This window comes from Microbacterium sp. 22195 (assembly GCF_052056515.1).
In the GTDB taxonomy this organism is placed as follows: domain Bacteria; phylum Actinomycetota; class Actinomycetes; order Actinomycetales; family Microbacteriaceae; genus Microbacterium.
Map to the genome: position 1 here is coordinate 63,836 of NZ_JBQEPE010000006.1, position 24,762 is coordinate 88,597.

Genomic DNA, 24,762 nt, shown 5'->3' on the forward strand with positions numbered 1-24,762 from the left:
CCCGAACGAGTGGATAGGATGCCGGGGTGCGCGTCACCCGAGACGCGCACCCGGACTCCGTGACACGGGGTCCCACGATCCGCTCCTGGGGAACCCGCCGATGACGACAGACACCACGACCGCACCCCGCCGATCGCTCGGCAGCCGCATCGGGCGCATCGCCTTCCTCGTCCTCGCCTCGCTGCTGGTCATCGCGACCGCCGCGGCCTTCTTCCTGGTCTGGACCATCCAGCGCTCCTTCCCCGAGACCTCCGGCGAGCTCAGCGTGAAGGGGCTCGAGAAGAACGTCACCGTGCAGCGCGATGCCCTGGGCATCCCCACGATCACCGCATCGTCCACCGACGACCTTTTCTTCGCCCAGGGCTTCACCCACGCGCAGGACCGCTTCTTCGAGATGGACTTCCGCCGGCACGTGACCTCGGGCCGCGTGGCGGAGATGTTCGGGGCATCCCAGGTTCCCACCGACAAGTTCCTGCGCACGCTGGGCTGGCGGAAGGTCGCCGAGCAGGAGGTCGAGGCGCTCGACGACACCACCCGCGGCTACTACGAGGCGTACTCGGCCGGAGTGAACGCCTACCTGGCGTCGCGCTCGGGCGCGGATCTGTCGCTGGAGTACGCGGTGCTCGGCGTGCAGAACCCGGACTACAAGCCCGAGCCGTGGCAGCCCGCTGACTCCGTGGCGTGGCTGAAGGCGATGGCATGGGACCTGCGCACCAACATCGGCGACGAGACCGACCGTGCGCTGCTCGCCGCGCAGCTGAGCAAGGCCGGCGAATCGGATGCCGATGCCAAGACGCTCATCGATCGCGTCTACCCGGCGTATCCGTTCGAGCAGAATCCGGTGATCGTTCCGAAGATCTCCACGCTCGAACCTCTGAAGGTCGACGGCGACGAGGGCGGCACGGCGCCGGCATCCTTCTCGACGAAGCCGGGCACGGACACCGACGTGTCGGACGCCGTGACGACCGTGCAGTGGCAGCAGGCCGACAGCGTGATCGAGGCGGCGAGCATGCTGCTGGGTCCGGTGGGCGAGGGCATCGGCTCCAACTCCTGGGTCGTCTCCGGCGACCTCACCGCCAGCGGCAAGCCCCTCCTCGCGAACGACCCGCACCTCGGTGCCGCGCTCCCCTCGGTCTGGTACCAGATGCAGCTGAAGTGCGCGAAGGTCAGCGAGGCCTGCCCGTTCGACACGGCCGGCTTCTCGTTCTCGGGCCTTCCCGGCATCGTGATCGGGCACAACGAGAAGATCGCCTGGGGCTTCACGAACCTCACCACCGACGTCGCCGATCTGTACGTCGAGAAGGTGCAGGGCGAGCAGTACTGGCGCGACGGCGCGCTGCAGCCGATCGAGGTGGAGAAGGACGTCATCAAGGTCGCGGGCGGGAAGGACGTGCCGCTCACCATCCGGCGCACCGTGCACGGCCCGATCATCTCCGGCCTCGCAGACGACTTCACGGCGATCGCGGACGCGCCCGTGGTGGGTGTCGGCAAGGGCTCCGGCGAGAGTGCGCTGCCGCTCGCGGATGCGCCCGAGATCCCCGAGGGCGACGTCGCGGTCAGCCTGCGCTGGACGGCGCTCGACCCCGGCACCACGGCGAAGGCGATCTTCGCGCTCGACACGGCGAAGGACTTCACGGACTTCCGCCGCGCGGCATCCCTGTTCGACGTGCCCGCGCAGAACCTGATCTACGCGGACAGGAAGGGGAACATCGGCTATCAGGCCCCCGGCCGGCTGCCGATCCGCGGCGCGGGCGACGGCTGGCTGCCGCAGCCCGGCTGGGACAGCGCCTACGACTGGACCGGGTTCATCCCCTTCGAGGATCTGCCCGTGTCGTACAACCCGAGCGACGGCTACATCGTCACGGCCAACAACGCGATCGTCTCCGACGACTACCCGTACTTCCTGTCGCGGGACTGGGACTACGGCTACCGCGCGGCCCGCATCGCGCACCTGATCGAGCGAAAGTCGGCCGCAGGGCCCCTGAAGCCGCAGGATCTGCGCGACATCCAGATGGACGACGAGATGTGGATCGGCAAGCAGCTCGCCGTGGCGATGGCCGATGTGAAGGTCGAGGGCGAGGGTCCGAAGACGGCCGTCGATCTGCTGCGGACCTGGGATGCTCAGAACCGCGCCGACTCGCCGGCCGCGGCCTACGCCAACGTGCTGTGGTCGAACCTGGTGCGCAACGTCTTCATCGACCGCGAGGTGCCGCTGCCCACAGGCGATCAGGGACGGCTGTTCACGGTGGTCGGCGCCATGCTCGACGACCCCTCGGATCCGCTGTGGACCAACGACCGGCTGAAGGCCGACGGGATGGACGCCGTGCTCGCCCTCTCCGCCGAGCAGGCGTACGCCGAACTGTCGAAGCTGCAGGGCGACGACGTGAGCCGCTGGAACTGGGGCTCGCTGCATGCGCTGTCGCTGCGCAGCTCGACGCTGGGCTCATCGGGCATCGCCCCGATCGAGATGCTCTTCAACCGCGGGCCGTTCCCGGTCAGCGGCGGGTCGTCGCTCGTGAACGCCACCGGCTGGAAGGTGGGCGAGTCGTACGCGACCACGACGGTGCCGTCCATGCGCATGGTGGTCGACCTCGCCGACTTCGACGACTCGACCTGGATCCACCTCACCGGTGCCAGCGGCCACGCGTTCAACGAGCACTACACCGACCAGACCGAGGACTGGGCCGCCGGGGTCCAGCATCCCTGGGCGTTCACGAAGAAGGCCGTCGCCGAGGCGACCGTGGACACCCTGGTGCTGAAGCCCGCAGGCTGAGCGGTCAGCGCTGGCGGGCGAGGCCGACCCGCTTCGCCGAGCCACCACGCAAACCCCGAGCCACCAGGAGAATCGCAGTGATCAGCGTGGTGGCTCGGGGATTCGATGGTGGCTCGCGACGGCGGCGACCCGGCGACGCGGCGGTCAGCGCTGCTGCGGCGGTTTCGCCGGCAGGATCAGGGCGTAGCGGCGGGCGTACACGCTGATCAGCAGGATCAGGGCGATGAACACGAATGCGCCGCCCAGGACGGCGAACATGATGCCTGCTTCGGAGTCGTCGGTGGTGTTCGCCAGCACGATGCCGCCAACCAGACCGATCAGGCCCAGCCCGCCGATGACTGCGGACGTGATCATCGAGGTGCGGAAGGCCCGCGGAGCGAAGTGCGTGGGGCGCACGCGGCCCCGGTCCAGCACGTAGTGCGCCCAGCGCGTTCCCGTCCACCAGCGCAGCACAGCGCCGCTGACGACGTACCAGCCGGCTCCGGCGGCATCCGCCTCACCGGGGAAGGGCCGCAGCTCGGCGTCCACGGACGGGGCGGTCGTGGGCGGCGGAACCCGGCGACGCGCGTGGTCGCGACCGGCGCCGACGAACCACACGATCGAGATGGCGAACCACACGATGGACAGCGCGCCCATGCCGGGATTCAGCAGTCCCATGAACAGGTTCATCAGGGCGATCAGCGCGAACATCCCGCCGAGCACCCAGCCCATTCCCGGAGGCTCCACGGCATAGGCGTCTGCCCGCACCCGGTCGTTCTTGAGCTTGTAGGCGGTCCAGTCCACGCCGTTCCACCAGCGCGTCTGCCCCGACGGCGGGAAGGCGTACCAGCCCATCGGCGGGGTGACGACCTGCGCTGCCGCGGACTGCGGGTGGACCGTGGGCTGCGGCGTCGGCGCGAACGCAGGGGCAGCGGCGAACTGGGCGCCGGGGGTTGCGGACGGGGCACCGGGCGCGGCGAACTGCGGATGCTGCGGCGCGGGCGCCTGCGGGACTGACGCCTGCGGAACTGAAGGCGTCTGAACCGAAGGCGTCTGCGGGATCATCGGGGCCGCCGATGCCGCCACCTCGCGCTCGTACGCGGTCCACTGCAGTCCGTCCCACCAGCGCTCACGCCCGGGAACCCCGGCCGGATACCATCCCGGCTGCGCCGCCATGCTCGTCCTCTCCGGTTCGGCCGAGCGGCCTCCCCCTGCGCTCGATCGTACAAGCCCGCGCGCCTGGGCTCCGCCGTCCCGTGGACGCGTGAGGTGGCTCGCGCTGAGCACCCCGCGCCACCGAGCCCGGCTCATCGGCGACCTCAGTCCAGATCGATGCGTCCATTCACCGCGATCATCATCTGCGGCGCCGAAGCCTAGGGTGAGCTTCATGGACGTGCGACTTCTGGAGGCACTCGGCCGGTTCAACGCGGCGCATCCCTGGTCGCACAACGACGCGTACTCGGGGTTCGTTCTCCGGCACGCTCGAGCCGTCCGCCGCGCAGGAGGCGACACCGCCGTGGATGTCGGGTGCGGCACGGGAAACCTGTTGAGGCGGCTCGCTCGTGTGTTTCCCGTAGTGATCGGAATCGAGCCGGACGCGCCATCCGCGGCGATCGCCGAAGCGCGGGCGGCATCTCCACAAGTGCGCATCGATGTCCGTGCTTTCGGGACGGAGCCCCGGAACGCCTACGATCTCGTCGTGTTCGTGGCGTCCCTTCACCACATGTCGCTCGACGCGGCGCTGACGACCGTCCGCGATTCGCTGCGTCCAGGGGGAAGATTGGTCGTGGTCGGAATCGCGAAGGAGACGCCGAGCGACGCGCTGCGCTCCGCCGTGTCGATGGCCCTGAATCCGATCATCGGCCTGCTGCGCCATCCCCGCCGGGCGGTCCGCCATCCTGAGCACATGACCTCGCCCGTAGCCGAGGCGTCGCAGACCTTCGAGGACATCCGTGCCGCAGCGTCCGCCGTGCTTCCTGGCATCCGAATGCGTCGGCGGCTCTTCTGGCGCTACACCGCGTTCTGGATCGCACCGCAAGGGTGACCGTCCGTCGGACGCTCGGATCTGCGCCCACCCATGCACACGAAAGGGCGTCGGTACGAGGTGGGCGCCGTCACGGACGACATCCGTCAGGAACGATGCCGTCACGCCCAGAGCGCGCAAACCCGATCAGCGAGCGCCACACCCTGCTCATGCCCCGACCGTGCCGCGGGGGCGCGCAGCGACGGGTCCATCGCGTTCGCTCCGAACAGCCGCTCGTCGTCCGGGAACACCGTCTCGACGTGGCTTCCTGCAGCGCGCAGAGCCGCGATCTGATCGGCGAGGTGCAGGCCCCACTCCTGCGGCGAGCGCGTGCGCCCTCCGAACGGCGAGAGCACGAGCACCCGCTGATACCCCGCCGCCAGATCGGCGTTGTCGGCGTTCGTGCGGTAGCCGCCGTCGATGTAGCGGTCCTCGCCGATGCGGTGCGGCAGGCCGCTCGAGGTGCTCGCGGCCACGGCATCCGCCAGGTCGACTCCGCTGTCACGGTCGAACAGCACCGGATCCCCCGTGCGCGCATCGACCGCGGTGATCACGATCCGCCTGTCCGGCCACTCCTGCGCGGGGAGTCGCGAGGCGCACACCTCGCGCCAGCGCCGCGCGGCCGTTCCGTCGTCGGCCGCATCCAGCTCCAGGGCCGAGGCGCCGAGGCGGCGGCGCATGTCGACGGCATCCGCGGATGCCGCGATGATCGCGGTCGTGCGCTCGAAATGGTTCACGCGCGGAGGCCCGCCCGCGCCCCGCGTCGCAGGACCCGCCGGGGACCGTGGCGGAACAGGCGCGATGGTCGCCTCGTACAGCTCGCGCGGGTCTCCCGAGACCAGCTGCACGGCCGTCGTCGATCCGGCGGACGTGCCGACGATGAGATCGGCATCCGTGACGTCGACTCCGCGCTCGAGGAGCCCTGCGACGACGCCGATCAGCCAGGCATTGCCCGCCGAACCCGCGCCGCCCAGGATGAGTGCCCTGGTGTGTGTGCTCATGCGGGGAAGACGCTAGCACGCAGGGACTGCGACCGTCAGTCCCCTTCCCCCGCCATCCGGCCCCGGACGAGGGCCCGTGCAGCGCGTTCCTGCCGCGTTCCCGGTAGCGTGGACGGATGCCGGAACGTCTGCTCGCACCCGAGGGGAGTCGCGTGCAGCTGGGCGAGTTCGACCACGGCGGGGCGACGCTCGTCTTCGAGGATTTCGGATCCGGTACCCGCCCCGTCGTGCTGCTGCACGGCATCGGCATGGGCCGCAGCGTGTACATCGACCTCGTGCAGCGCCTGGGCGGCCGCGTGATCGGCATCGACCTCCCCGGATTCGGTGAGGCGCCCGAGCCACGCAGGACGCTCACCATGGAGCGTCACGCCGACCTGGTGGCGGCGTTCCTCCGCTCGCGCGAGGTGGCGGATGCCGTGGTGCTCGGCCATTCGATGGGAAGCCAGGTCGCCGCAGAGGTCGCGGCGCGGCATCCGGACGTCGTCTCCGCGCTGATCCTGGCCGGCCCCACCGTGGACAGCACCGCGCGCACCATCCGGGTGCAGGCCGGCTACCTGCTGCGAGACCTGCTCGGCGAACGGCCGACCGTGCTGTGGCGCGGCGCGCGCGAGTACCTGCGCGGCGGTCCGCACCTGATCCGCAAGATGCGCGCGACCATCGTGCACGAGCCCGAGAAGGCGTACCCGCGGGTGCAGGTGCCGACGCTCGTGCTGCGTGGCCAGCGCGATCCGCTCGCGCCGATGACCTGGTGCCACGAGATCGTGGAGCTCGTTCCGGATGCCCGGTTCGAGGAGATCCCCGACCACGGCCACGGCACACTGATCAGCGACGTCGGCCCTGCGGCCGAGAAGATCCGCGACTTCGTGGGCGGGCTCTGAGTCAGCCGGCGACCGCGCGCCTCAGCCCGCGGCGGGTGGCGTTGTCTTGGAGTCCGCGTACTCGTCGACGATCAGCCCCTGGTGGTCGACCGTGCCGTTGCGGTACGCCTGTCGGCCCACCATGTGCGCCGACAGCGGCGCCGTGGCGAACTGCAGCAGGATCACCGGGATCACGATGAGCAGGCCCAGCAGCATCCCGCCGATGGTGCGCTGCGCGACCGCGATCGCCAGGCAGATCAGCACCAGGCCGAGCACCTGCGGCTTGGTGGCGGCGTGCAGGCGGCTCGGCACGTCGCGGAAGTGCAGCAGCCCGACAGCGGCCGACAGGCACAGGATCGCGCCGATCAGCACCAGCACCAGCACGATCGCATCCGCGACCGGCTGGGGCAGGGCGATCTCGAGGAACGAGGTCATGGTGGAGGTCATGGTGCCGTGTTGTCCCTCCGCGCGACGTACCGGGCCACCGCGATCGAGCCGAACACGGCGACGGCCGCGATGATGAGCATGACCGGGACGTTGCGCATGTGCCCGTTGATCGCCATGTCGGCGCCGAGCACGCACATCACCTCGGTGAGCAGCACGTCGGAGGCCACGGTGCGGTCGAGGATCGACGGGCCGCGCACGATGCGGATCACGCTCAGGATCGCGGCCAGGCCGAACACGACCATGATCGCGATGAACAGGATGTCGTTCATCGGGCGCGTCCCCTCTTCTCGTCCGCCTTCAGCGCCGCGTACTGCTCGGGCGTCCCCACGGCGCGCACGATGCGACGCTCCCAGCGCAGCACCTCGTCGCGGAACGCGTCCACGTCGGCGCGGCTGCGCACGCCGATCACGTGCAGATACAGGATGCGCCGGTCGCGGTCGCTCTCGACCACCAGCGAACCGGGGATGAGGGATGCCGTGACCGCGACATGCGTGGTGACGATGTCGTCGGCGTACCGCAGCGGGATCTCGACGATCGCAGCGCCCGGCTGGCGCCGGAAGTCGAACACCTGGATGGCCACGCTGATGGCGCCCAGCACCACCGCGCCGAGGAACCGCACGATGAACACCAGCGAGTACCAGACGTTGATGCGGCCGACGAGCTCGACGGTCGGCAGTCGGAACACGCGGGTCACGAAGATCGCGACCAGGATGCCCGTGACGAGCGCCAGCGGCGTGAACTGGTGCCAGAGCAGCATCCAGATCAGGATCAGCCACAGCATGAACGGCAGCTGCAGCAGGATGTCGCGCAGCAGGCCGCGCTTGGTCAGGTGCTTCGATTCGGGGCTCATCCGGCCTCCTCATCGATCTGCTGCAGCGTGATCGGCTGAAGCAGGCCCGCGCCGATCCGGTCGCACAGCGCGTACAGCGGGCCGGCGAACACGGTCAGGGCGATCGTGACGGCGACCATGCCCGCCGTCGCGACGGTCATGATGGCGGGGATGCGGCGGGTCTCGGTCTGCACGTCGGCGGCCGGCGCGTTGCCCAGGTAGCCGACGCGGCCCTCGATCTCGGCGAGGTCGTCGCCCTCGCGCCAGAACGCGAGGTTCCAGGCGCGCATCAGCGCGTACAGCGTGAGCAGCGAGGTGAGGATGCCGCCCAGGATCAGCACGATCATCAGCGGTGTGCGCACCTGCGCCGCCGACTCGAACAGCGCGACCTTGCCGATGAAGCCCGAGAAGGGCGGGAGGCCGCCCAGGTTGATCGCCGGCACGAAGTAGAGCACGGCCAGCAGCGGCGCCGCCTTCATCAGGCCGCTGACCCTCAGGATCGAGGTGCTGCCCGCCTTGCGCTCGATGAGACCGACGGCCAGGAACAGCGTGGTCTGCACGACGATGTGGTGCACGATGTAGTACACCGTGGCGCCGATCGCGTTCTCGGTCGCGATGGCCAGGCCGAAGATCATGTACCCGACGTGGCTGACCAGGGTGAACGACAGGATGCGCTTGAGCTCCGCCTGCGCGACGGCGCCGAGCACCCCGACCACCAGCGTCGCCAGGGCCACGATCAGCAGCAGGGTGTTGATGTCGCTGCTCGCGAAGAGCTGCGTCTCGGTGCGGATCAGCGCGTACACGCCGACCTTGGTCAGCAGGCCGGCGAACACCGCGGTGACCGGCGCCGGGGCCGTGGGGTACGAGTCGGGCAGCCAGAACGACACCGGGAAGATGGCGGCCTTGATGCCGAACGCGATCACGAGCATCAGATGCAGGACGAGCTGGGTCTCCGGCGGCAGCTGCGCGACGCGCTCGGCGACCTGCGCCATGTTCACGGTGCCGACGGCGCCGTAGATCATCGCGATCGCGGCCAGGAACAGGATCGACGAGACCAGCGACACGACGATGTAGACCGCACCGGTGCGGATCCGCGATTCGGTGCTGCCCAGCGTGATCAGCACGTACGAGGCGACCAGCAGGATCTCGAACCCGACGTAGAGGTTGAACAGGTCTCCGGCGATGAACGCGTCGAAGATGCCGGCGGCCAGGATCAGGTACGTCGGGTTGAAGATCGAGATCGGCGTCTCCTCGACGCCGTCCGCGGCACCCTGACCGATCGAGAACAGCAGCACCGCGAGCAGCACGATGCTCGAGACGAGCACCAGCAGCGCGGCGAGCCGGTCGACGTACAGCACGATCCCGAAGGGCACGGGCCAGCCGCCGACCGACACCGCGAACGGCTTGTCGGCCGCGTCCACCGCCACCAGCAGCACCGCGGCGATGATCGAGACCGCGGCCAGAGTGCCCGCCGTCACCAGCATCTGCAGGCGCGGGTTGCGGCCGAACACGAGCGTGACCGCGGCGCCGAGCAGCGGCAGCATCACGATGAGGGGAACCAGCGAGGTCATGGGCGGTCCCCTTCGTCGTCATCGTCCGCGGTTCCCGCGGGTCGGGGCGAGGGATCCGGAACGTCCATGGGGGCGTCGTCGTCGATGGATGCGTGATCGCGCATATGCAGCACGGTGATCGGCGAGGTGGCGGTCCCGACGAAGTCGGTGGTGGCCTCCTCCTCGTCCGGCGAGGACTCGTCGTCGAACAGCTCCTCCTCGGCATCCGTCCGCTCGCGCAGCGCGATGTCGTCGACATCGTCCTCGACGGTGTCCGCCTGGCCCAGCTGCCAGGAGCGATAGATGAGGGCCAGCAGGAAGGCCGACACCGCGAAGGTGATCACGATGGCGGTGAGCGTGAGCGCCTGCGGCAGAGGATCGCTGATCGCACCCTCCTCGCCGAAGAACGGCGCCTTGCCCGGGACGCCCATCACGATCAGCAGCAGCAGGTTGGTGGCGTTCCCCAGCAGCAGGAAGCCGATGAGCACGCGGGTCAGGCTGCGCTCCATCATGGCGTAGACGCCGGCGGCGAACAGCACGGCCATGATGATGATCAGGGTCAGCGAGACATCCATCAGCGCTGCACCCCCTTGCCGCCGCGCTCGGTGGCCGGCTGGAAGCGGCCACGGCGCTCGGCGGTCTGCCTGTCGACCTCGGCCCCCAGGCTGCGCAGCACGTCGAGCACCAGGCCGATCACGACCAGGTACACGCCGATGTCGAAGACCGTCGACGACACGAACTCCAGGTGGCCGAGCAGCGGCACGTCGGCGAACCAGACCGCGCTCTCCAGCGGAGCCATGCCGAAGAACATGGGCATGAGCGCGGCGCCCACGGCCAGGATCAGGCCGAAGCCGAGCAGACGACCGGCATCCGTCGGCGCCGCAGCTCCCAGCTCCCAGCGGCCGCCGGCGATGTAGCGCATCACGAGCGCCATGCCGGCGACGAGTCCGCCGGCGAAGCCGCCGCCCGGACCGTTGTGCCCGGCGAAGAGCAGGTAGATGGACACCACGATGATGGTGTGGAACAGCACCCGCACGATGACCTCGAGCAGGATCGAGCGGTCCTCCGCCTTGATCCGCTGGCCGCTGACCAGCCAGGCGCGCGGCGCGTCGCGGTTCTCCGGCGTCTGGAAGCGCGGGCCGTCGGCGGTCTCGACCATCGGGCGGCGGGCGGTGCGGCGCCGCGCGGTCTGCGGCAGGTCGCGGGTCGTCGAGAGCAGATCCGCCCGATGCGTGACGAAGACCAGGGATGCCACGCCCGTGGCGGCGAGCACCAGCACGCTGAGCTCGCCCATCGTGTCCCAGCCGCGCAGATCGACGAGCGCCACGTTCACGACGTTCTTGCCGTGCCCGAGGTCGTAGGCCAGCTGCGGGAACTCCACCGAGATCGGGTCGAAGATGCGCGCCTGCGTGGCGACGATCGCGACCAGGGCCATGGTCACGCCGACGCCGATGGCCAGGACGGCACGCGGGACGCGTCCGACGGATGCGTTGTGCTCCCCCATCCGCGAGGGCAGCCGCCTCAGCACGAGCGCGAAGGTGACCATGGTGACGGTCTCGACGAGGATCTGCGTCAGCGCCAGATCGGGAGCGCCGCTGGTCGCGAACAGCACGACCATGCCGAGGCCGGTGACCGAGACCAGCACCACGCCGGTGTAGCGCTTCTGCGCGCGGACCGCGATGACGCCGGCGACGGCCATGATCGGCGCGACGACGATCTGCACCGGCGTGTGCCAGGCCGAGAGTGCGAGCCGCTCGGGTGCCGCGCCGACGAGGGCGGTGGCCTCCGCGGCGAGCAGCACCACGAAGATCGTGCCCACGTACAGCGGCAGCGAACCGCGCTGCGTCAGGCTCGTGGTCAGCACCGAAAGACGGTCGACGCCGCGCATGGTCAGGTAGTAGACGTCGGCTGCGGTGAAGCGCAGCAGGCGCGGCCAGCGGTGCCAGCCGGAGCGGATGCTGAGCACGAACGCCCCGATGCCCAGGGCGATCGCACCGAGGGACAGGAACAGGGCCGGCTCGAATCCGTGCCAGAGCGCGAGGTGGCCGGGGCCGGACGCCTCGTGGCCCGAGCCGGTCGAGGGATCCACGCTTCGCGCGTACCCCTGCAGCGCCACGTCGACTGCCGGGGCTCCGATGCCCGCGGCGATGCTGAGCCCCGCCAGGACGATCGGCGACGCCAGGAATCCCACCGGCGGATCCGGCCATGCCGTCTCGGGCATATATGCGCCGGAGACATCCTTCTTCCGCCAGAAGGCGCCCCAGAGGAACCGGCATCCGTACGCCACCGTCAGCACCGCGCCGAGGGTGACGCCGATCAGCGCGACCCAGCCCCAGGCCGATCCGTGCTGCGCGTCCTCGAGCAGAGCGGTGAGGGTGGACTCCTTCGCGACGTACCCGATGGTCGGGGCGACGCCCATCATCGAGGCGACCGAGATGAACGCGGCGGTCGCCATCACCGGCGCCTGGCGTCCGACGCCGGAGAGCTCGGTGATGTCACGCGTGGAGAGCTGGCGGTCGATGACGCCGACGATCAGGAACAGCGCCGACTTGAACAGCGCATGCCCGATGACCAGGGCGAGTCCGGCCAGGGCCGCACCGGGAGTGCCGAATCCGATCACGACCGAGAAGAAGCCCAGCTGGCTGACCGTGCCGAACGCGAGGATGCGCTTGAGGTCGGTCTCGCGCAGGGCCTGGATGCCGCCCAGCAGCATCGTGAGGACGCCGAGCGAGATGACGATCGGACGCCAGGGCGCGGAGAGCGCGAAGATCGGCGCGAACCGGGCGATCAGGTAGATGCCGGCCTTCACCATGGCGGCCGCGTGCAGGTAGGCGCTCACGGGGGTGGGCGCCGCCATCGCACCGGGCAGCCAGAAGTGGAACGGGAAGATCGCCGACTTCGACACGGCGCCGATCAGCAGCATCACGACCGCGGCATCCACGACCGGTCCGGTGGGCGCGAGCTCCAGCAGCTCGCGGATGCTGGCCGTGCCGGCATCCACGACGAGCAGCACCGCGCCGACGAACAGCACGAGCCCGCCCAGCGTGGTGACCAGCAGCGCCTGGAGCGCGGCGCGGCGGCTGGCGGCGCGCCGCCGGTAGTGGCCGATGAGCAGGTACGACAGGATGCTGGTGACTTCCCAGAACATCACGAGCATGATCAGGTCGTCGGTCAGCACCAGCCCGTACATGGCGCCCGCGAAACCGAGCAGCACGCCCGCGAACTGGCCGACCTCGACCCCGTCGTCGTGGAAGTACCACCGGCAGTAGAGCAGCACGAGCGCGCCCACGCCGGTGACGATGAGCGTCAGCACCCAGCCGAGCACGTCCATCCGCATGGAGAGGTGCAGACCGAGCTGCGGGATCCACTCGTAGTCCTGGAACGGGACCGTCTTCGGGTCCAGCACCTGCGGAGTGAGCGTGAGCGCGTGCACGAATGCGGCGGCCGGAACCAGCGCGCCGATCACGAATGCCTGTGCTCCGAGCCAGCGCACCAGAACGGGGAGAAGCAGCGACCCGATCAGGAACACGGCGAGGAGCAACAGCATAAGCGGCTCCTCAAGCTCGTCGGGGCCTTCCGGCACGGGCGGGCGAATCTTCGTCCATTCTACCGGGGCGATACGGCCGCCGGTTCCCCGGAGTCGAACGCGGCACCCCTTCGCACCCCCGGATCTCAGCCGCCCGACAGGCCGGCCGTGCGAGAGTGAACCCATGCGTGGGGCATGGCGCGAGGCGTCGGGGTGGGCCGCTGCGGTCGCGATGTCGACCGTGATCGTCGGACAGGTCGCGTCCACCGCGCGCTCGGAGCTGCTCTTCCGGGACGGCGACTCGCTCATCGTCGCCCTCGTGGCTCGGTCGATCCTGGAGCACGACCGGCTCGACTGGATGTTCTCGGGCGTGCTGTTCCTGCCGGAGACCGCGGCATACACGGTGCTGCGGATGCTGCTGCCTGCCCTGTCTGTCATGGGCGTGCTGGCCGTGAACGCGGTGGTGAACCTGGTGGCCCTGTACGGTGCGATCCGTCTCGCCGCGGGACGGCGTCGCCCCGGTCGAGCGCCCGTCGCCTGGTCGCTGGTCGCCCTGGGTGCGTTCGGGATGCTGGCGCTGACCGAGACGTCGTCCTCGCGGGATGCCCTGGAGCCGGCGTCCCTGCTGCTGACCACCACCTACTACTCGGCCACCGTGATCGGTGCTGTGCTGGCCGCCGGGCTGGTGCGGCGCTGGTTCGACGCGCGTGCGTCCTCACCCCGTGGCGCAGATCTCCGACATCGCGCCGGGTGGTCGCTGCTCGTGGGGCTCGGCTTCGTGACGACGCTGTCCACCGCGACCAATCCGCTGTTCCTCGCCTGGGCCACCGCTCCCCTGCTCGTCCTGCTGCTGGTCGCCGTGCATCCGCGGCTGTGCGGCCCATCCGCGCTGCGCCCGCTGCTCGTCGTGGCGGGCGGCTCGATCCTGGGCATGCTCGCGCGTATTCCGCTTTCGGCATGGATCGCGGATCCAGGCACCGGGTACGCGCATCCGACCGAGCTGCTGAGGTCCGCCGAGTACTACGGCGCGCTCGCTGGCGACCGGCTGATCACGCCGGCCGGCATCGGCGCCGCCGCGCTGACTCTCGCGCTGCTGCTGGCCTGCGTGCTGCGCACGTTCCGCCCCGAATCCCGCGACGGAGTTTCGAGAGCCGGAGGGATGCTGCTGGCTGCCTACGGCTGGTTCACCCCGCTCGCGACGGTCGTCGGCGCGATCCTGCTGGGCACGCACGCCGCGAGGTATCTCGAGCCGATCGCATTCGCCCCGGTGCTCGGGCTCATCGCTCATCCGCGGGCGATCCGGTTCCCCTCCCCCATGAAGGTCGTGGCCGCGATCGGCGCCCTGCTGCTGGCCGCGGGAGCCGCGGCATCCGTCCCGCGCATCCACGCGGCCGCGACGGCGCCCGATCCGGATGCTGCGTGCGTCGTCGACTGGGTGAACGCCTCGGGCCGCACGGGCGGCGGTCAGTTCTGGACCGTGCGGCTGCCGAAGACGCTGCTCGAGGACCCCGCGCAGCTGGTGCAGGTCGACCACACCCTGCGCGGCTACAACTGGCTCGCCAACCGCACGGACTTCGCGGCGGGCGAGCTGACCTTCCTCATCGAGGACGCCCAGACGGTGCGCTGGCAGATCGCCGGCGATCCGCGGCCGGATGCCGTGATCGGATGCGGCCGCTACCGCATCCTCGACTACGCCTCGCATCCGCTGGAGATCGGTCCCCAGCGCTCCTGAGACGACGGCTCCGCGACATGTGGCGCCGCGCGAACCGGGCCGTCAGCGCACGGGCGGCGCGGCGGTCTCCCCCTCGCGGAACGAGCAGGTGAAGTGCACGGACTCCCCCGGCTCGCCGGCCAGCATCCGCGCCACCTGCTCCCCCGCCGCCCGGCCCTTGGCCACCGCGGGCTGAGCGATGGTGGTGAGCCTCAGCGAGCCGAGCCCGTCGGCATTGATGCCGTCGAAGCCGACCACGGTGAGATCGTCCGGCACGCGCAGGCCGAGCTCCTCGGCGGCGCGGATCACGCCCACCGCCAGCAGGTCGCTCTGCGCGACGATCGCCGTCGGGCGGTCGTCGCGCAGCTCGCCGGATGCCCGGGTCAGCAGCGTGCGGGCGGCGATCATGCCCTCGTCGACCAGGCTCGCCGCGGCGGTGACGCCGGGCGCATCAGGGTAGATCTCGCGGAACCCCGCCAGGCGGTCGAGGGTGACATCGACCGTCGCCCCTGCCACGCGCACCGGCGTGATCGGGCCGCGCTCGCGCTCCGCGTCCAGGGCCAGCGTCACGGTCGCGACGTCGGTGTGCCCGAGCTGGCGCACGTAGTCCGCCATCTCCGCGCTCGCCTCGCGATTGTCCAGTGTGACCTGGGGAATCCCCTCCCCCGCGTCGCCCTCGATCACGACCACCGGCAGCCCGCGCTGGCGCACGGTCTCCAGCGCGGAGCGAGTGCGGCCCGAGCATCCGATCAGCACCACGGCGTCGACCGGCGCCTCGGTGATCGGGGGAGCCTCATCGCCCTGCGGGTCGTCGCGCAGCAGCAGGATGCCGGCGCTGATCGCGGCGAGCGCGTCGGAGAGGCCGTCCATCATGGCTGTGGTCACCGGGTCGAGGAACGCATGCCGCAGCTCTCCCCCGAGCACCACGGCGACGATCCCGCTGCGTCCGGTGCGCAGCGACGCGGCCCGCGGGTCGGGCCCGGTGTAGCCCAGCACGGCAGCGGCGGCGAGAACCTTCTCGCGGGTGGCGTCGGCCACGTTCACCTTGCCGCTGAACACGACCGAGGCCGTCGACGTCGAGACGCCGGCCTCGCGGGCCACGTCGGCGATGGTCGCACGGCGTGCGGTGCTGCTCATCCTCCGAGGATAACCCGCCGCGTCGCGCATCATCGAATCGATTCGATACACTGGCCCGATGGACACCGCGCTCACCCGTTCGCAGTTCGTGCGCTGGCGCGCGGCGATCTTCGCGATCTTCCTCGCCAGCGGCCTCTCGGTCGCGACGTGGGCCTCCCGCGTGCCCGACATCGCCGCGTCGCTCGGCATCGACCGGGCTCAGATCGGCCTGCTGCTGCTCGGCATGGGCATCTCCTCGATCGTCGGCATCTCCACCGGCCCGCTCGTCATGGCGCGCACCGGCGCACGGCTCGGGATGCTGGTCATGATGCTGTCGTTCGGCGCCGGCGTGTGCCTGATCGGCCTGGGCGCCGACCTCTTCGGATCCGTGCCGCTGGTCGTGCTGGGAATGGTGCTGTTCGGCTACGGCAACGGCTCGGTCGACGTGATGATGAACGTCGAGGCCACCGCCATCGAACAGCAGATGGGCCGCACGATCCTGCCCGTGTTCCACGCCTTCTTCAGCTTCGGCACCGTGCTCGGCGCCGGTGCGGGCGTGCTGGCCGCGAGCCTGGGCCTGATCGTCGCGGTGCACGCCGGCATCATCAGCGCCGCCATCATCGCGGCCGCGATCGTCTGCTTCTTCCAGGTGCCGGTGCGCGAGGCCGCTCTCGACCCGGAGCCCGACGTGAAGCCCCGCTTCGGTGCGCGCGTGCACACGGCGCTCGAGGCCTGGCGCGAGCCGCGCACCTACGCCCTGGGCGTGGTGATGCTGGGCATGTCCTTCGCGGAGGGCGGGGCCAACGACTGGATCGCGCTGGGCGTGGTGCAGGGGCACCACCAGGAGTCCGGCATGGGCGCGCTCGCCCTGGCGGTCTTCTCGGTCGGCATGACCGTGGTGCGGCTGTTCGGCGGCCCGCTCGTCGACCGCTTCGGCCGCGTGGCCGTGCTCCGAGTGCTGGCCGTGGCCGCGGCATCCGGCATCCTGCTGTTCATCCTGAGTCCGAACCTGCCGCTCGTGCTGATCGGCGCGGCGCTGTGGGGGATCGGGGCGTCCCTCGGCTTCCCGCTCGGTATGTCCGCCGCAGCCGATGACCCGGCCAAGGCCGCGGCACGCGTGAGCGCGGCAGCCACCATCGGCTACATCGCCTTCCTCGGCGGCCCGCCGGTTCTCGGCGTGATCAGCGAGCACTTCGGGCTGCTGAACACCCTGTTCATCCTCGTCGCGCTGGTGGTGCTCTCGGGGCTGTTCTCGGGCGCCGCGCGTCCCCTGCGCGAGGGCGCACCCGTCACGACGAAGTAGGCTCATCGGGTGCGTCTCGTCATCGCCCGCTGCTCCGTCGATTACACCGGGCGGCTCAACGCCCATCTGCCCCTCGCCACGCGCCTGCTGGTGCACAAGGGCGACGGCAGTCTGCTCGTGCACTCCGACGGCGGCAGCTACAAGCCGCTGAACTGGATGAGCCCGCCGTGCACCCTGGCACCCGAGGTGCCGGGCGAGGAGGAGGCCAGCGCCGGCGTCGTCGAGGTGTGGCGCGTCACCCACAAGAAGACCGGCGACGCCCTGCGCGTGCAGATCTACGAGATCCTGCACGACTCCAACCACGACCTGGGCATCGACCCGGGTCTGCAGAAGGACGGCGTCGAGGCCGACCTGCAGCGGCTGCTGGCCGAGCAGGTCGACCTGATCAGCGAGGGCGGCACGCTCGTGCGCCGCGAGTACCCGACGGCCATCGGCCCGGTCGACCTGATGATCCGGGATGCCGGCGGTGCGGCCATCGCCGTGGAGGTCAAGCGCCGCGGTGACATCGACGGCGTGGAGCAGCTCACCCGCTACCTGGAGCTGCTGGGCCGCGACCCGCATCTGGCGCCCATCACCGGCGTATTCGCCGCGCAGGAGATCAAGCCGCAGGCGCGCGTGCTCGCCGAGGACCGCGGCATCCGCTGCGTCGTGCTCGACTACGAGGACATGAAGGGCACCGCCTCGGGCGCCCCGCGCCTGTTCTGAGCGACGACGCGCAGAGATCATCCCGGCGGCGTACGCGGGATCACTCCGCAGGCTGACGATCGGCTCACGCCGCTCCGGAAGGCTGGAAGCATGAACACGCGTCCCGTCATCCGCGCCCTCGCGCTCGGTGCCATCCTGCTTCCTGCCGCCCTGCTCGCCACCGGCTGCTCATCCGTGATCGACGTGGTGGTGCATCACCAGCAGGATCTGACCTTCGAGGACCGCGCCGCGATGAAGGAGGGCTGGAACCGGTTCGAGGAGTGGGTGCCGGCGGATGCCACGCACATCATCGGCACGGCCGGCACCGACGGCCCGCATGCCGCGATCATGTTCCGCAGCGAGGAGGACCTCGACCCGGCGGTGTGCGCCGAGGTTCCGCGACGGTCCGCCCCCGTGTACGCACTGAAGGACGCCCCCGCCGTCTACGAGATGGACAAGGTCTTCGCCTGCGGCTCCTGGTCGGTCGTCCGCACCGACGACGGATGGCTCGGCTGGACGCCGAACGCCCCGGACGAGGCCGCCGAGTCCCCTGCGTCCTGATCCGACATCCCGGCGGGTGCGGCCGTGCGCCCGCCGTAGGCTGGGACCATGCCCTCCTCGCCCTACACCTGCATCCTCTGGGACGTGGACGGCACCATCGCCGACGCGTCCGCCGGCATTCTGCCGCGGCTGCGCCAGGTGTTCGCCTCGTACGGGCTGCCGGAGCCGGATGCCGGTGAGCTCGCGCTCTGGATCGGTCCGCCCATGTACGTGTCGTTCCAGGAGCGGGCGGGCATGGACGAGGAGCAGGCGCACGAGGCGGTTTCCCGGTATCGGGAGCTCGCCGCGGCAGACGGCTACGCGGCATCCGTCGACATCTACCCTGGCGTCCCCGAGATCCTGCGGGCGGTGCAGGATGCCGGCATCCCGCAGGCCACGGCCAGCACCAAGCCCGAGAACCAGGTGCGCGCGATCCTCGAGCACTACGAGCTGATCGACGCCTTCACCGCGCTCTCCGGCGCGCGCCCGACGCCCGAGGGGCGTGCGGACGGCAAGTCGTTCGTGATCGGGCAGGCTCTGGAGCGGCTGCGCGCGGCCGGCGTCGACACCTCGCGACCCGTGCTCGTGGGCGACCGCCACCACGACGTCGAGGGCGGTGCCGAGCACGGCATCCCGGTGATCTTCGTCGGCTGGGGCTTCGGCGGGGAGGGCGAAGCGGATGCCGCCGCCTTCCGGGCATCCGATCCCACGTCGCTGCGCACCCTCCTGCTGCACTGACCCGGCCCCGGACGAGCGGTCGGTTCTGCGACGGTATCGGCTCAGCGGACAGCCTCGTGCTGTACCGTGATTATGCGCGTGCCCTGGTAATCGCGCGACGAGGAGAGAGGGAACCGCAGTGGCTGAAGCACCGACCACCCGCAAGGTGCAGCTCAGCGTCCCCACCGCCGACACCACCGTGGCCGAATGGCTCGATCTGCAGTACTCCGCATCGGAATCGATCCGCCGCCTGATCCGCGAGTCCGTGGCCCGCGAGGGGTTCACCGACGTGGCGAACCGGCCGGTGCGTCCGCCGGCGAATCCGGTGTACGTGGCCGAGAGCTTCCCCGCCGACGTCGAGGAGCCCTCCGAGGAGCCCCCGGCGCCGAAGGCGGCCGCGAAGACGGCGAAGAGCCCGGCATCCGAGGCATCCGCTCCGGAGGCCGCAGCGCCGAAGCCCGCCCCCCGGAAGACCGAGACGGACGACGACGCCGACGACGAGCCCTCCACGCCCACGCGGCGATCGGTTCGCTCGGAGAACACCGACGCCACGGCGACCATCGACGATCTCCTCGGCTTGTGATCGATCACCACCACCATTCAACCGACGACTCGGAACGAAAGGCCTTCCCATGAGTTCGGACATCATTCACCTGACCGGCGGCATCGACGTCGGCAACGGCTACGTCAAGGGCATGATCCTCAACACCGACACGGGTGTTCGGGACCGCATCGACCTGCCCAGCGCGATCGTCGCCACGCCCCGGCAGTCGCCGAAGGTGCCGTTGGAGGACGCTGAGGCCTTCCAGACCATGAACGACGCCGAGGAGGACTTCTACAACCGCCTCGACGCCTCGTTCTCGTCGCCGCTCGTCTCCGACAGCGACCGCCGCATCTTCGGCCGCTCCGCGCTCAGCGTGCGCGGCTCGGTGTTCAGCGAGTTCGAGGTGCACGACGGCCACGCCAGCAAGGCCGACCAGCAGCTCAGCAAGATCCTCGTGCTCGGCGTATACGCGGCCAAGGCGCTGCGCGACTACGTGCGCGTCAACGACAAGCTCCCCGAGCAGGAGCTGCGCGTCAAGGTGCGCACCGGCCTGGCGCTGCCGATCAGCGAGTTCGTCGCGCGTCGCTACGGCTACGCCGGCGAGTTCATCGGCGCCAAGGGCTCGGCCGTGCACCTGGTGACCATCAAGAACTTCAACACGCCCGTCAGCGTGCGCATCGAGTTCGAGGACGTCCAGGTCGTCGCTGAGGGCGCCTCCGCCCAGTACGCGATCTCCGAGAAGGGCGAGCCGCTCGCGAACGCGCTGCTCACCGACCTGCGCTCCCGCGAGCCCGAGATGCTCCCCGGTGTGACCGGCGCCGACCTGGTCGCCGCGCAGAACACCGTCGGCATCGACGTGGGCGAGGGCACCGTGAACTTCCCGGTGTTCACGAACGCCCGGTTCAACGCCGAGGCCGCGTCGACGCTCGACATGGGCTACGGCACCATCCTCGAGAACGCCCTCGACCGTCAGGACGAGGCCGACCTGCGCTTCACCAGCCGCAAGCAGCTCGCCGACTTCCTGCAGACCACGCCCTCGGTGCTGCAGCGCAACCGGCACCAGCGTGCCGTGCAGCTGGTCGAGCCGGACATCAAGCACCTCGTCGACCAGATCCGTCGCGCCTTCAGCGAGACGCTCAGCCAGTCGGGTGAGTCGACCGAGGTCGTGTACGTGTACGGCGGCGGTTCCGGCCCGATCAAGGAGGAGCTGTACCCCGAGCTGATCAAGGCGGCCGGCGATGTGCCTGTGCTGTACCTGGATGCCCGGTACTCGCGCCACCTGAACCGCGAGGGCCTGTTCCTCGCCGCCCGCGCGGCCGAGGAGGCCGCTGCGGCCGCCCAGGTCGCCGCCGACGGCGACGGCAGCCGCCGCGGAGGCCGGAAGACCGCCAAGGCATCCGCCTGACCCTGGTCCGGGGCCCGGAGACGGGCCCCGGATACGAAAAGAACCCCGCCGCGCTGCGATCAGCAGCTCGGCGGGGTTCTTCGCATTCGCCTCAGACGGGGCGGATGTTCTCAGCCTGCAGGCCCTTGGGACCCTGCGCGACGTCGAACTCGACGCGCTGGTTCTCCTCGAGGGAGCGGTAGCCGGAAGACTGGATTGCGGAGTAATGCGCGAACACGTCAGCGCCTCCGTCGTCGGGGGAGATGAAGCCGAAGCCCTTCTCCGAGTTGAACCACTTGACCGTGCCCTGGGTGCTCATTTACTGCCGTTCTGCTTGTTGCGATGCCGACGCAGGATGCACCGACTGCCGCTAACGCTATCCCAGACGACCCGCCCGGCAACAGCGGGCGGCAGAAGGTGATCTAAATGTTGCATGCGGATCGGCGTGTCCGCGGCCCGAGATCTCGGCCTGCGCAGCGACCTCCGGGGGGAAATTGGTTGGCCCCCACCGCGGGGGGAGCGGTGAGGGCCGAAGACGACCGGAGGGTGCGTCACGTCTCAGCATACACAGGTTTCGGATGATTTGTCCCCCATTTGGGGGACAAATTTCCCAAACGGTGTCATCATGGATTCGACCCCCTCGCGAGGTGCGTCTGGGGACTGCATCAGACGAGAGGGCCAAAGTGCATGCGTGGATCGCCGGGTGACTGGGGAACCCGTCGCTGACTGGGGTTCAGCGAAAGGCGATCGATTTCCCACGCGCATGCTCTTTCACACTAGAGGAGGGGTGGTTCGAAGTCCACGGCTTCAAGCCCGACAGGTGTGAAGGACTTTGAGGGGAGATCAGCAGGCTCGGAGAGGGAAAGGCCGCACAGCGAGGCGGCCGGCCCCCTCCGAGCCGCTCCACTTCCGGGGTGCATCCGGCGTCGCTCGCAGGCCCTAATCTTGCAGTCATCACCTTCCGTCGAGGAGACCGATGACGCTTCCCCGCCCGCCGCGCGCACGCACCCGGACGCGCGGCACCACGGTGCTGCTGGTCGTGTGCGCACTGGTCGTGTCCGTCGCCGTGGCGGCCGCCGTGCTGCTGCCCGGCTACGTCCGCGACGGGGCGCGACGGGATGCCGAGAGCACCCTGCGCGCGTTCCTCTCCGACGCCGCGGCGCTCGACGCCGATTGGAAGGACACCGCGAGCCCGCTGCTGCGGGCGGTCGTGCCTGTGGGCGCGCCTCTGGTCGGCGAGCGGGGGACGGCGGATGCCCTGAAGCTGACGGCGCGCTATGAGATCGGGGAGCTGACCTTCTCGGGGCGGAGCGTGGAGCGTAGCGACACCGCGAGCGCGCTCGTGACGATCGACTACCGCTTCACCATCGATGGACGGCGGGGCGCCTCGTCGATCCAGCAGAAGGTGTGGCTGACGCGCCCGTTCTACTACGGCACGGATGAGCCGCAGCAGGTGCGCCCGAAGATCGCCCCCACCGCGGTCGGTCCGTGGCGGGTGACCGGGCTGACCGCTCCCGGCACGGGCGACGGATCGGCGGCAGCGGCGGCCGGGCTCACCTCCGACGCCCGCGATGCCGACGATCTCGCGTGCTATTCGGCCGACACCGCGCTCGAGCAGATCGCCGACAGCGCGCGCGTCGACGGCCGGCTCGCGTCGGACTGCTTCCTCGGAGCGGCGGACGGCGCGGATGCCCTGGCCTCCGGGCTGGATGCGAATGCCCTGCTCGAGGCGTTCCCCGCCATCGACAGGACGGATGCCGCGAGCATGCCGCCCGAGCTGACCCGGGTCGACACGAACGCCTTCGGCGCTGCGCGGGCTCCGTTCACGGAGTTCCTCATCGCCGACCGGTACGTCCTCACCGTTGCGGCGGTCACGACCGACGACGGCGGACAGGCCGTGCGCATCGTCAGCATCCGCGAGAAGGGCGCCGGGCGATGAGCGATCCGCGCGGCCCCGCAGAGCCGGGCATCCCCGGCACCCAGCACGCTCCCGGCGCCCAGGCCTCCGTCGGCCGCGTCCCTGACCCGCCCGCCGCTCCGGCCGTGCACGCCGAGCCGGCCGGCATCCCGCTCTCGCTCGGCTCGCACCACCTGCCGGACGCCTTCGGCGGACTCGCGACTCCGCGGCCGCAGCCCGCAGTGCGCCGTCCGCTGCGCCCGAAGCCGATCATCGTCGCGCTCACGGTGCTGGCGCTGCTGCTCAGCGGCGGCTGGGCGGCATCCGAGTGGCCGGAAGTGCCGGCGACCGGCCGCTCCGCCGACTTCGCCTCGCCCGACCCGCAGGCGCCCTGGCTGCCGGACTACGTCCCCGACTCGGCGCAGTACCCGAAGGCGTGGGCATCGATGAACGACGCGCTGCGCGCCAAGGATCGCGATGCGTTCCTCTCCTACGCCGAGGGCGAGGCCCGAGACCAGCTCGCGCTGTGGTGGGACAACACCGAGCGGATCGGGCGGGGAACCGCCTACATCGTCCCGACGACCGGCAGCGACGGAGGCGCGGGCGCGTTCCTGGGCGCCGAGCTGGCGTTCTCGTCGCGTCCGCTGCGGGGGAGCGGGGATCAGGATGCCGGTTACCGGCTGACGCAGGGCTTCACGTACGACATCACCACGAAGGGCGACGGCGACGGGATGCGCCTCACCTCGTTCACGCCCGTCACGCCGATGCCGTGGGACGAGGGCGAGCTGTACGTCGCCAGACGGGACCACGTCGTGCTGTACGGCATGGCCGACGAGCGGGCCCTCGTCGACGCCACGGTCGACACCGCCGAGCAGGGTGCGGTGCTGGCGATCAGGACGATCACCGACCTGGGCGGCAAGGTGCCGATGGCGGGATTCGTGTCGGGCATCACCGGCGACCAGGAGCGCATGGATCGCTGGCAGTACGGCGAGGACGTGCCCGAGGGCGACCCGACGATCGCCGGCTACGCCACCGCCACCAACAGGCCCGCGTTCCGCTCGGACTTCTTCGAGTCCGACGTCGCCGTGGGCGATGCGACCTCCGGGGTGCTGGTGATGATGGGCCCGCTGAGCACCGAGAATCGGCTGGCGACCTTCACGCACGAGTTCGCGCACGGACTGCACTACGCGGCCGCCCCGCTGACCTCGTTCGATGCTCCGCCGGTGGCGGTGTACGAGGGCTTCGCGACGTACATCGAACTGCGCACCGGCATCACCGACATCCGCTGGCTGCAGGAGCAGGACGTGAAGGATCTCGTCGCTTCCCAGGGCGTGGCGGCGCTGTCCGACCAGGCGCTCACCGAGGGTGAGGACGCGTGGCTGTCGTACATCGCGGCGGGCTCGTACTACCTGTTCGTCGCCGAGAACGGCGGCGACCCGTGGAAGCTCGCGCTCGACGGAGCGGATGCCGTGGACAAGAACCTCATCGAGATCGAGAACGATCCGCGCTTCAGCGAGGCGAACTGGAAGGCGTGGCTGAAGCGGCGCTGACGGAACACCGCCTGCTTGTCAATCCCCTTCATCCGGATCCTCGCGGATGAGAGTCTTGCCTCTCCGCAATCGGGCGGCGTACCGCCCACCACAGGAAGGGGATATCCCATGGGTGTCATGGACGATGCGAAGCACAACGCCGAGAAGCTGGTCGGCAAGGCCAAGGAGCACATCGGCGACGCGACGGACAATGAGGACCTGGAGGCCGAGGGCAAGCTCGATCAGGCCAAGGCCAGTGCCAAGAAGATCGGCGACGACGTGAAGGACGCCTTCGACAAGTAGTCGTCGGATCATCGACATGCGACGGCTCGCACGGCGGGCCGTCTGAGAA

General features: G+C 70.2%; 23 protein-coding genes. 13 read left to right on the top strand and 10 right to left on the bottom strand.

Annotated elements, in window-relative coordinates:
- Positions 1 to 100: 100 nt before the first annotated feature.
- Entirely contained in the window at positions 101 to 2,773 is a 2,673-nt protein-coding gene (locus ACTJJ4_RS15950) for a penicillin acylase family protein (RefSeq protein WP_440944225.1), read from the top strand.
- Between the two features lie 144 nt (positions 2,774 to 2,917).
- Here ACTJJ4_RS15950 and ACTJJ4_RS15955 read toward each other — a convergent pair whose 3' ends face one another.
- The gene (locus ACTJJ4_RS15955; RefSeq protein WP_440944226.1) at positions 2,918 to 3,928 is read right to left on the bottom strand and encodes a DUF2510 domain-containing protein; all 1,011 of its coding nucleotides are present in this window, start codon (positions 3,926 to 3,928) and stop codon (positions 2,918 to 2,920) included.
- Positions 3,929 to 4,139: 211 nt separating this feature from the next.
- On the opposite strand from ACTJJ4_RS15955, the gene ACTJJ4_RS15960 reads away from it, so the two are divergent.
- A complete protein-coding gene (locus tag ACTJJ4_RS15960) occupies positions 4,140 to 4,796 on the top strand; it encodes a class I SAM-dependent methyltransferase (protein ID WP_440944325.1) in 657 nt (218 codons plus the stop codon).
- 101 nt (positions 4,797 to 4,897) lie between these two features.
- On the opposite strand, the gene ACTJJ4_RS15965 is transcribed toward ACTJJ4_RS15960, so the two are convergent.
- Positions 4,898 to 5,776, bottom strand: a complete 879-nt coding sequence (locus tag ACTJJ4_RS15965) for a patatin-like phospholipase family protein (protein ID WP_440944227.1) — start codon at positions 5,774 to 5,776, stop codon at positions 4,898 to 4,900.
- Positions 5,777 to 5,892: 116 nt separating this feature from the next.
- Between ACTJJ4_RS15965 and ACTJJ4_RS15970 the strand changes: the two genes are divergently transcribed.
- Positions 5,893 to 6,654 (top strand): alpha/beta fold hydrolase, encoded by a 762-nt coding sequence (locus ACTJJ4_RS15970; protein ID WP_440944228.1) that lies wholly within the window; start codon positions 5,893 to 5,895, stop codon positions 6,652 to 6,654.
- Positions 6,655 to 6,675: 21 nt separating this feature from the next.
- Here the strand turns inward: ACTJJ4_RS15970 and mnhG are convergent, their stop codons facing one another.
- Genes mnhG through ACTJJ4_RS16000 form a run of 6 tightly spaced genes read right to left on the bottom strand, consistent with a single transcriptional unit; the run spans position 6,676 to position 13,006 of the window.
- A complete protein-coding gene (gene mnhG, locus ACTJJ4_RS15975) occupies positions 6,676 to 7,080 on the bottom strand; it encodes a monovalent cation/H(+) antiporter subunit G (RefSeq protein WP_440944229.1) in 405 nt (134 codons plus the stop codon).
- A complete protein-coding gene (locus ACTJJ4_RS15980) occupies positions 7,077 to 7,349 on the bottom strand; it encodes a monovalent cation/H+ antiporter complex subunit F (protein WP_292698790.1) in 273 nt (90 codons plus the stop codon). The genes mnhG and ACTJJ4_RS15980 overlap by 4 nt, the downstream gene beginning before the upstream one ends.
- Complete coding sequence (locus ACTJJ4_RS15985) at positions 7,346 to 7,930, bottom strand: Na+/H+ antiporter subunit E (RefSeq protein WP_440944230.1); 585 nt, start codon at positions 7,928 to 7,930, stop codon at positions 7,346 to 7,348. Before ACTJJ4_RS15985 ends, ACTJJ4_RS15980 begins: the two co-directional genes overlap by 4 nt.
- Positions 7,927 to 9,480, bottom strand: a complete 1,554-nt coding sequence (locus ACTJJ4_RS15990) for a Na+/H+ antiporter subunit D (RefSeq protein ID WP_440944231.1) — start codon at positions 9,478 to 9,480, stop codon at positions 7,927 to 7,929. Before ACTJJ4_RS15990 ends, ACTJJ4_RS15985 begins: the two co-directional genes overlap by 4 nt.
- Positions 9,477 to 10,034: a Na(+)/H(+) antiporter subunit C gene (locus ACTJJ4_RS15995; protein ID WP_440944232.1), complete on the bottom strand. Its 558-nt coding sequence runs from the start codon at positions 10,032 to 10,034 to the stop codon at positions 9,477 to 9,479. The genes ACTJJ4_RS15990 and ACTJJ4_RS15995 overlap by 4 nt, the downstream gene beginning before the upstream one ends.
- Entirely contained in the window at positions 10,034 to 13,006 is a 2,973-nt protein-coding gene (locus ACTJJ4_RS16000; RefSeq protein WP_440944233.1) for a Na+/H+ antiporter subunit A, read from the bottom strand. The genes ACTJJ4_RS15995 and ACTJJ4_RS16000 overlap by 1 nt, the downstream gene beginning before the upstream one ends.
- 163 nt (positions 13,007 to 13,169) lie before the next feature.
- Here ACTJJ4_RS16000 and ACTJJ4_RS16005 point away from each other — a divergent pair, with 163 nt between their 5' ends.
- Complete coding sequence (locus tag ACTJJ4_RS16005) at positions 13,170 to 14,717, top strand: hypothetical protein (protein WP_440944234.1); 1,548 nt, start codon at positions 13,170 to 13,172, stop codon at positions 14,715 to 14,717.
- Between the two features lie 42 nt (positions 14,718 to 14,759).
- On the opposite strand, the gene ACTJJ4_RS16010 is transcribed toward ACTJJ4_RS16005, so the two are convergent.
- Positions 14,760 to 15,833, bottom strand: a complete 1,074-nt coding sequence (locus tag ACTJJ4_RS16010) for a LacI family DNA-binding transcriptional regulator (protein ID WP_440944235.1) — start codon at positions 15,831 to 15,833, stop codon at positions 14,760 to 14,762.
- Between the two features lie 58 nt (positions 15,834 to 15,891).
- Between ACTJJ4_RS16010 and ACTJJ4_RS16015 the strand changes: the two genes are divergently transcribed.
- The 6 genes from ACTJJ4_RS16015 (at position 15,892) to ACTJJ4_RS16040 (ending at position 21,005) form a co-directional block, all read left to right on the top strand.
- The gene (locus tag ACTJJ4_RS16015) at positions 15,892 to 17,115 is read left to right on the top strand and encodes an MFS transporter (RefSeq protein ID WP_440944236.1); all 1,224 of its coding nucleotides are present in this window, start codon (positions 15,892 to 15,894) and stop codon (positions 17,113 to 17,115) included.
- A 9-nt stretch (positions 17,116 to 17,124) separates the two neighbouring features.
- Positions 17,125 to 17,820: an endonuclease NucS gene (nucS, locus tag ACTJJ4_RS16020; RefSeq protein WP_285631070.1), complete on the top strand. Its 696-nt coding sequence runs from the start codon at positions 17,125 to 17,127 to the stop codon at positions 17,818 to 17,820.
- Between the two features lie 90 nt (positions 17,821 to 17,910).
- Positions 17,911 to 18,360: a hypothetical protein gene (locus ACTJJ4_RS16025; RefSeq protein ID WP_440944237.1), complete on the top strand. Its 450-nt coding sequence runs from the start codon at positions 17,911 to 17,913 to the stop codon at positions 18,358 to 18,360.
- 48 nt (positions 18,361 to 18,408) lie between these two features.
- Positions 18,409 to 19,077, top strand: a complete 669-nt coding sequence (locus ACTJJ4_RS16030) for an HAD hydrolase-like protein (protein ID WP_440944238.1) — start codon at positions 18,409 to 18,411, stop codon at positions 19,075 to 19,077.
- A gap of 118 nt (positions 19,078 to 19,195) precedes the next feature.
- Complete coding sequence (locus ACTJJ4_RS16035; protein WP_292698766.1) at positions 19,196 to 19,639, top strand: hypothetical protein; 444 nt, start codon at positions 19,196 to 19,198, stop codon at positions 19,637 to 19,639.
- Between the two features lie 49 nt (positions 19,640 to 19,688).
- A complete protein-coding gene (locus ACTJJ4_RS16040) occupies positions 19,689 to 21,005 on the top strand; it encodes a hypothetical protein (protein ID WP_440944239.1) in 1,317 nt (438 codons plus the stop codon).
- 91 nt (positions 21,006 to 21,096) lie between these two features.
- Here the strand turns inward: ACTJJ4_RS16040 and ACTJJ4_RS16045 are convergent, their stop codons facing one another.
- Entirely contained in the window at positions 21,097 to 21,303 is a 207-nt protein-coding gene (locus ACTJJ4_RS16045) for a cold-shock protein (protein ID WP_017203899.1), read from the bottom strand.
- A gap of 657 nt (positions 21,304 to 21,960) precedes the next feature.
- Here ACTJJ4_RS16045 and ACTJJ4_RS16050 point away from each other — a divergent pair.
- The 3 genes from ACTJJ4_RS16050 to ACTJJ4_RS16060 all read left to right on the top strand — a co-directional run bounded on the left by ACTJJ4_RS16050 (position 21,961) and on the right by ACTJJ4_RS16060 (position 24,713).
- Positions 21,961 to 22,923, top strand: coding sequence for a hypothetical protein (locus ACTJJ4_RS16050; protein ID WP_440944240.1), 963 nt, complete (start codon positions 21,961 to 21,963; stop codon positions 22,921 to 22,923).
- The gene (locus ACTJJ4_RS16055) at positions 22,920 to 24,431 is read left to right on the top strand and encodes a hypothetical protein (protein ID WP_440944241.1); all 1,512 of its coding nucleotides are present in this window, start codon (positions 22,920 to 22,922) and stop codon (positions 24,429 to 24,431) included. The genes ACTJJ4_RS16050 and ACTJJ4_RS16055 overlap by 4 nt, the downstream gene beginning before the upstream one ends.
- A 108-nt stretch (positions 24,432 to 24,539) precedes the next feature.
- Positions 24,540 to 24,713: a CsbD family protein gene (locus ACTJJ4_RS16060; protein WP_285631031.1), complete on the top strand. Its 174-nt coding sequence runs from the start codon at positions 24,540 to 24,542 to the stop codon at positions 24,711 to 24,713.
- Positions 24,714 to 24,762 lie beyond the last annotated feature (49 nt).

What these genes read in the sequence shown, in the direction of transcription:
- ACTJJ4_RS15950 (WP_440944225.1), top strand. Translation starts at nt 101, where the DNA reads ATGACGACAGACACCACGACCGCACCCCGCCGATCGCTCGGCAGCCGC.
- ACTJJ4_RS15955 (WP_440944226.1), bottom strand. Translation starts at nt 3,928, where the DNA reads ATGGCGGCGCAGCCGGGATGGTATCCGGCCGGGGTTCCCGGGCGTGAG.
- ACTJJ4_RS15960 (WP_440944325.1), top strand. Translation starts at nt 4,140, where the DNA reads ATGGACGTGCGACTTCTGGAGGCACTCGGCCGGTTCAACGCGGCGCAT.
- ACTJJ4_RS15965 (WP_440944227.1), bottom strand. Translation starts at nt 5,776, where the DNA reads ATGAGCACACACACCAGGGCACTCATCCTGGGCGGCGCGGGTTCGGCG.
- ACTJJ4_RS15970 (WP_440944228.1), top strand. Translation starts at nt 5,893, where the DNA reads ATGCCGGAACGTCTGCTCGCACCCGAGGGGAGTCGCGTGCAGCTGGGC.
- mnhG (WP_440944229.1), bottom strand. Translation starts at nt 7,080, where the DNA reads ATGACCTCCACCATGACCTCGTTCCTCGAGATCGCCCTGCCCCAGCCG.
- ACTJJ4_RS15980 (WP_292698790.1), bottom strand. Translation starts at nt 7,349, where the DNA reads ATGAACGACATCCTGTTCATCGCGATCATGGTCGTGTTCGGCCTGGCC.
- ACTJJ4_RS15985 (WP_440944230.1), bottom strand. Translation starts at nt 7,930, where the DNA reads ATGAGCCCCGAATCGAAGCACCTGACCAAGCGCGGCCTGCTGCGCGAC.
- ACTJJ4_RS15990 (WP_440944231.1), bottom strand. Translation starts at nt 9,480, where the DNA reads ATGACCTCGCTGGTTCCCCTCATCGTGATGCTGCCGCTGCTCGGCGCC.
- ACTJJ4_RS15995 (WP_440944232.1), bottom strand. Translation starts at nt 10,034, where the DNA reads ATGGATGTCTCGCTGACCCTGATCATCATCATGGCCGTGCTGTTCGCC.
- ACTJJ4_RS16000 (WP_440944233.1), bottom strand. Translation starts at nt 13,006, where the DNA reads ATGCTGTTGCTCCTCGCCGTGTTCCTGATCGGGTCGCTGCTTCTCCCC.
- ACTJJ4_RS16005 (WP_440944234.1), top strand. Translation starts at nt 13,170, where the DNA reads ATGCGTGGGGCATGGCGCGAGGCGTCGGGGTGGGCCGCTGCGGTCGCG.
- ACTJJ4_RS16010 (WP_440944235.1), bottom strand. Translation starts at nt 15,833, where the DNA reads ATGAGCAGCACCGCACGCCGTGCGACCATCGCCGACGTGGCCCGCGAG.
- ACTJJ4_RS16015 (WP_440944236.1), top strand. Translation starts at nt 15,892, where the DNA reads ATGGACACCGCGCTCACCCGTTCGCAGTTCGTGCGCTGGCGCGCGGCG.
- ACTJJ4_RS16025 (WP_440944237.1), top strand. Translation starts at nt 17,911, where the DNA reads ATGAACACGCGTCCCGTCATCCGCGCCCTCGCGCTCGGTGCCATCCTG.
- ACTJJ4_RS16030 (WP_440944238.1), top strand. Translation starts at nt 18,409, where the DNA reads ATGCCCTCCTCGCCCTACACCTGCATCCTCTGGGACGTGGACGGCACC.
- ACTJJ4_RS16040 (WP_440944239.1), top strand. Translation starts at nt 19,689, where the DNA reads ATGAGTTCGGACATCATTCACCTGACCGGCGGCATCGACGTCGGCAAC.
- ACTJJ4_RS16045 (WP_017203899.1), bottom strand. Translation starts at nt 21,303, where the DNA reads ATGAGCACCCAGGGCACGGTCAAGTGGTTCAACTCGGAGAAGGGCTTC.
- ACTJJ4_RS16050 (WP_440944240.1), top strand. Translation starts at nt 21,961, where the DNA reads ATGACGCTTCCCCGCCCGCCGCGCGCACGCACCCGGACGCGCGGCACC.
- ACTJJ4_RS16055 (WP_440944241.1), top strand. Translation starts at nt 22,920, where the DNA reads ATGAGCGATCCGCGCGGCCCCGCAGAGCCGGGCATCCCCGGCACCCAG.
- ACTJJ4_RS16060 (WP_285631031.1), top strand. Translation starts at nt 24,540, where the DNA reads ATGGGTGTCATGGACGATGCGAAGCACAACGCCGAGAAGCTGGTCGGC.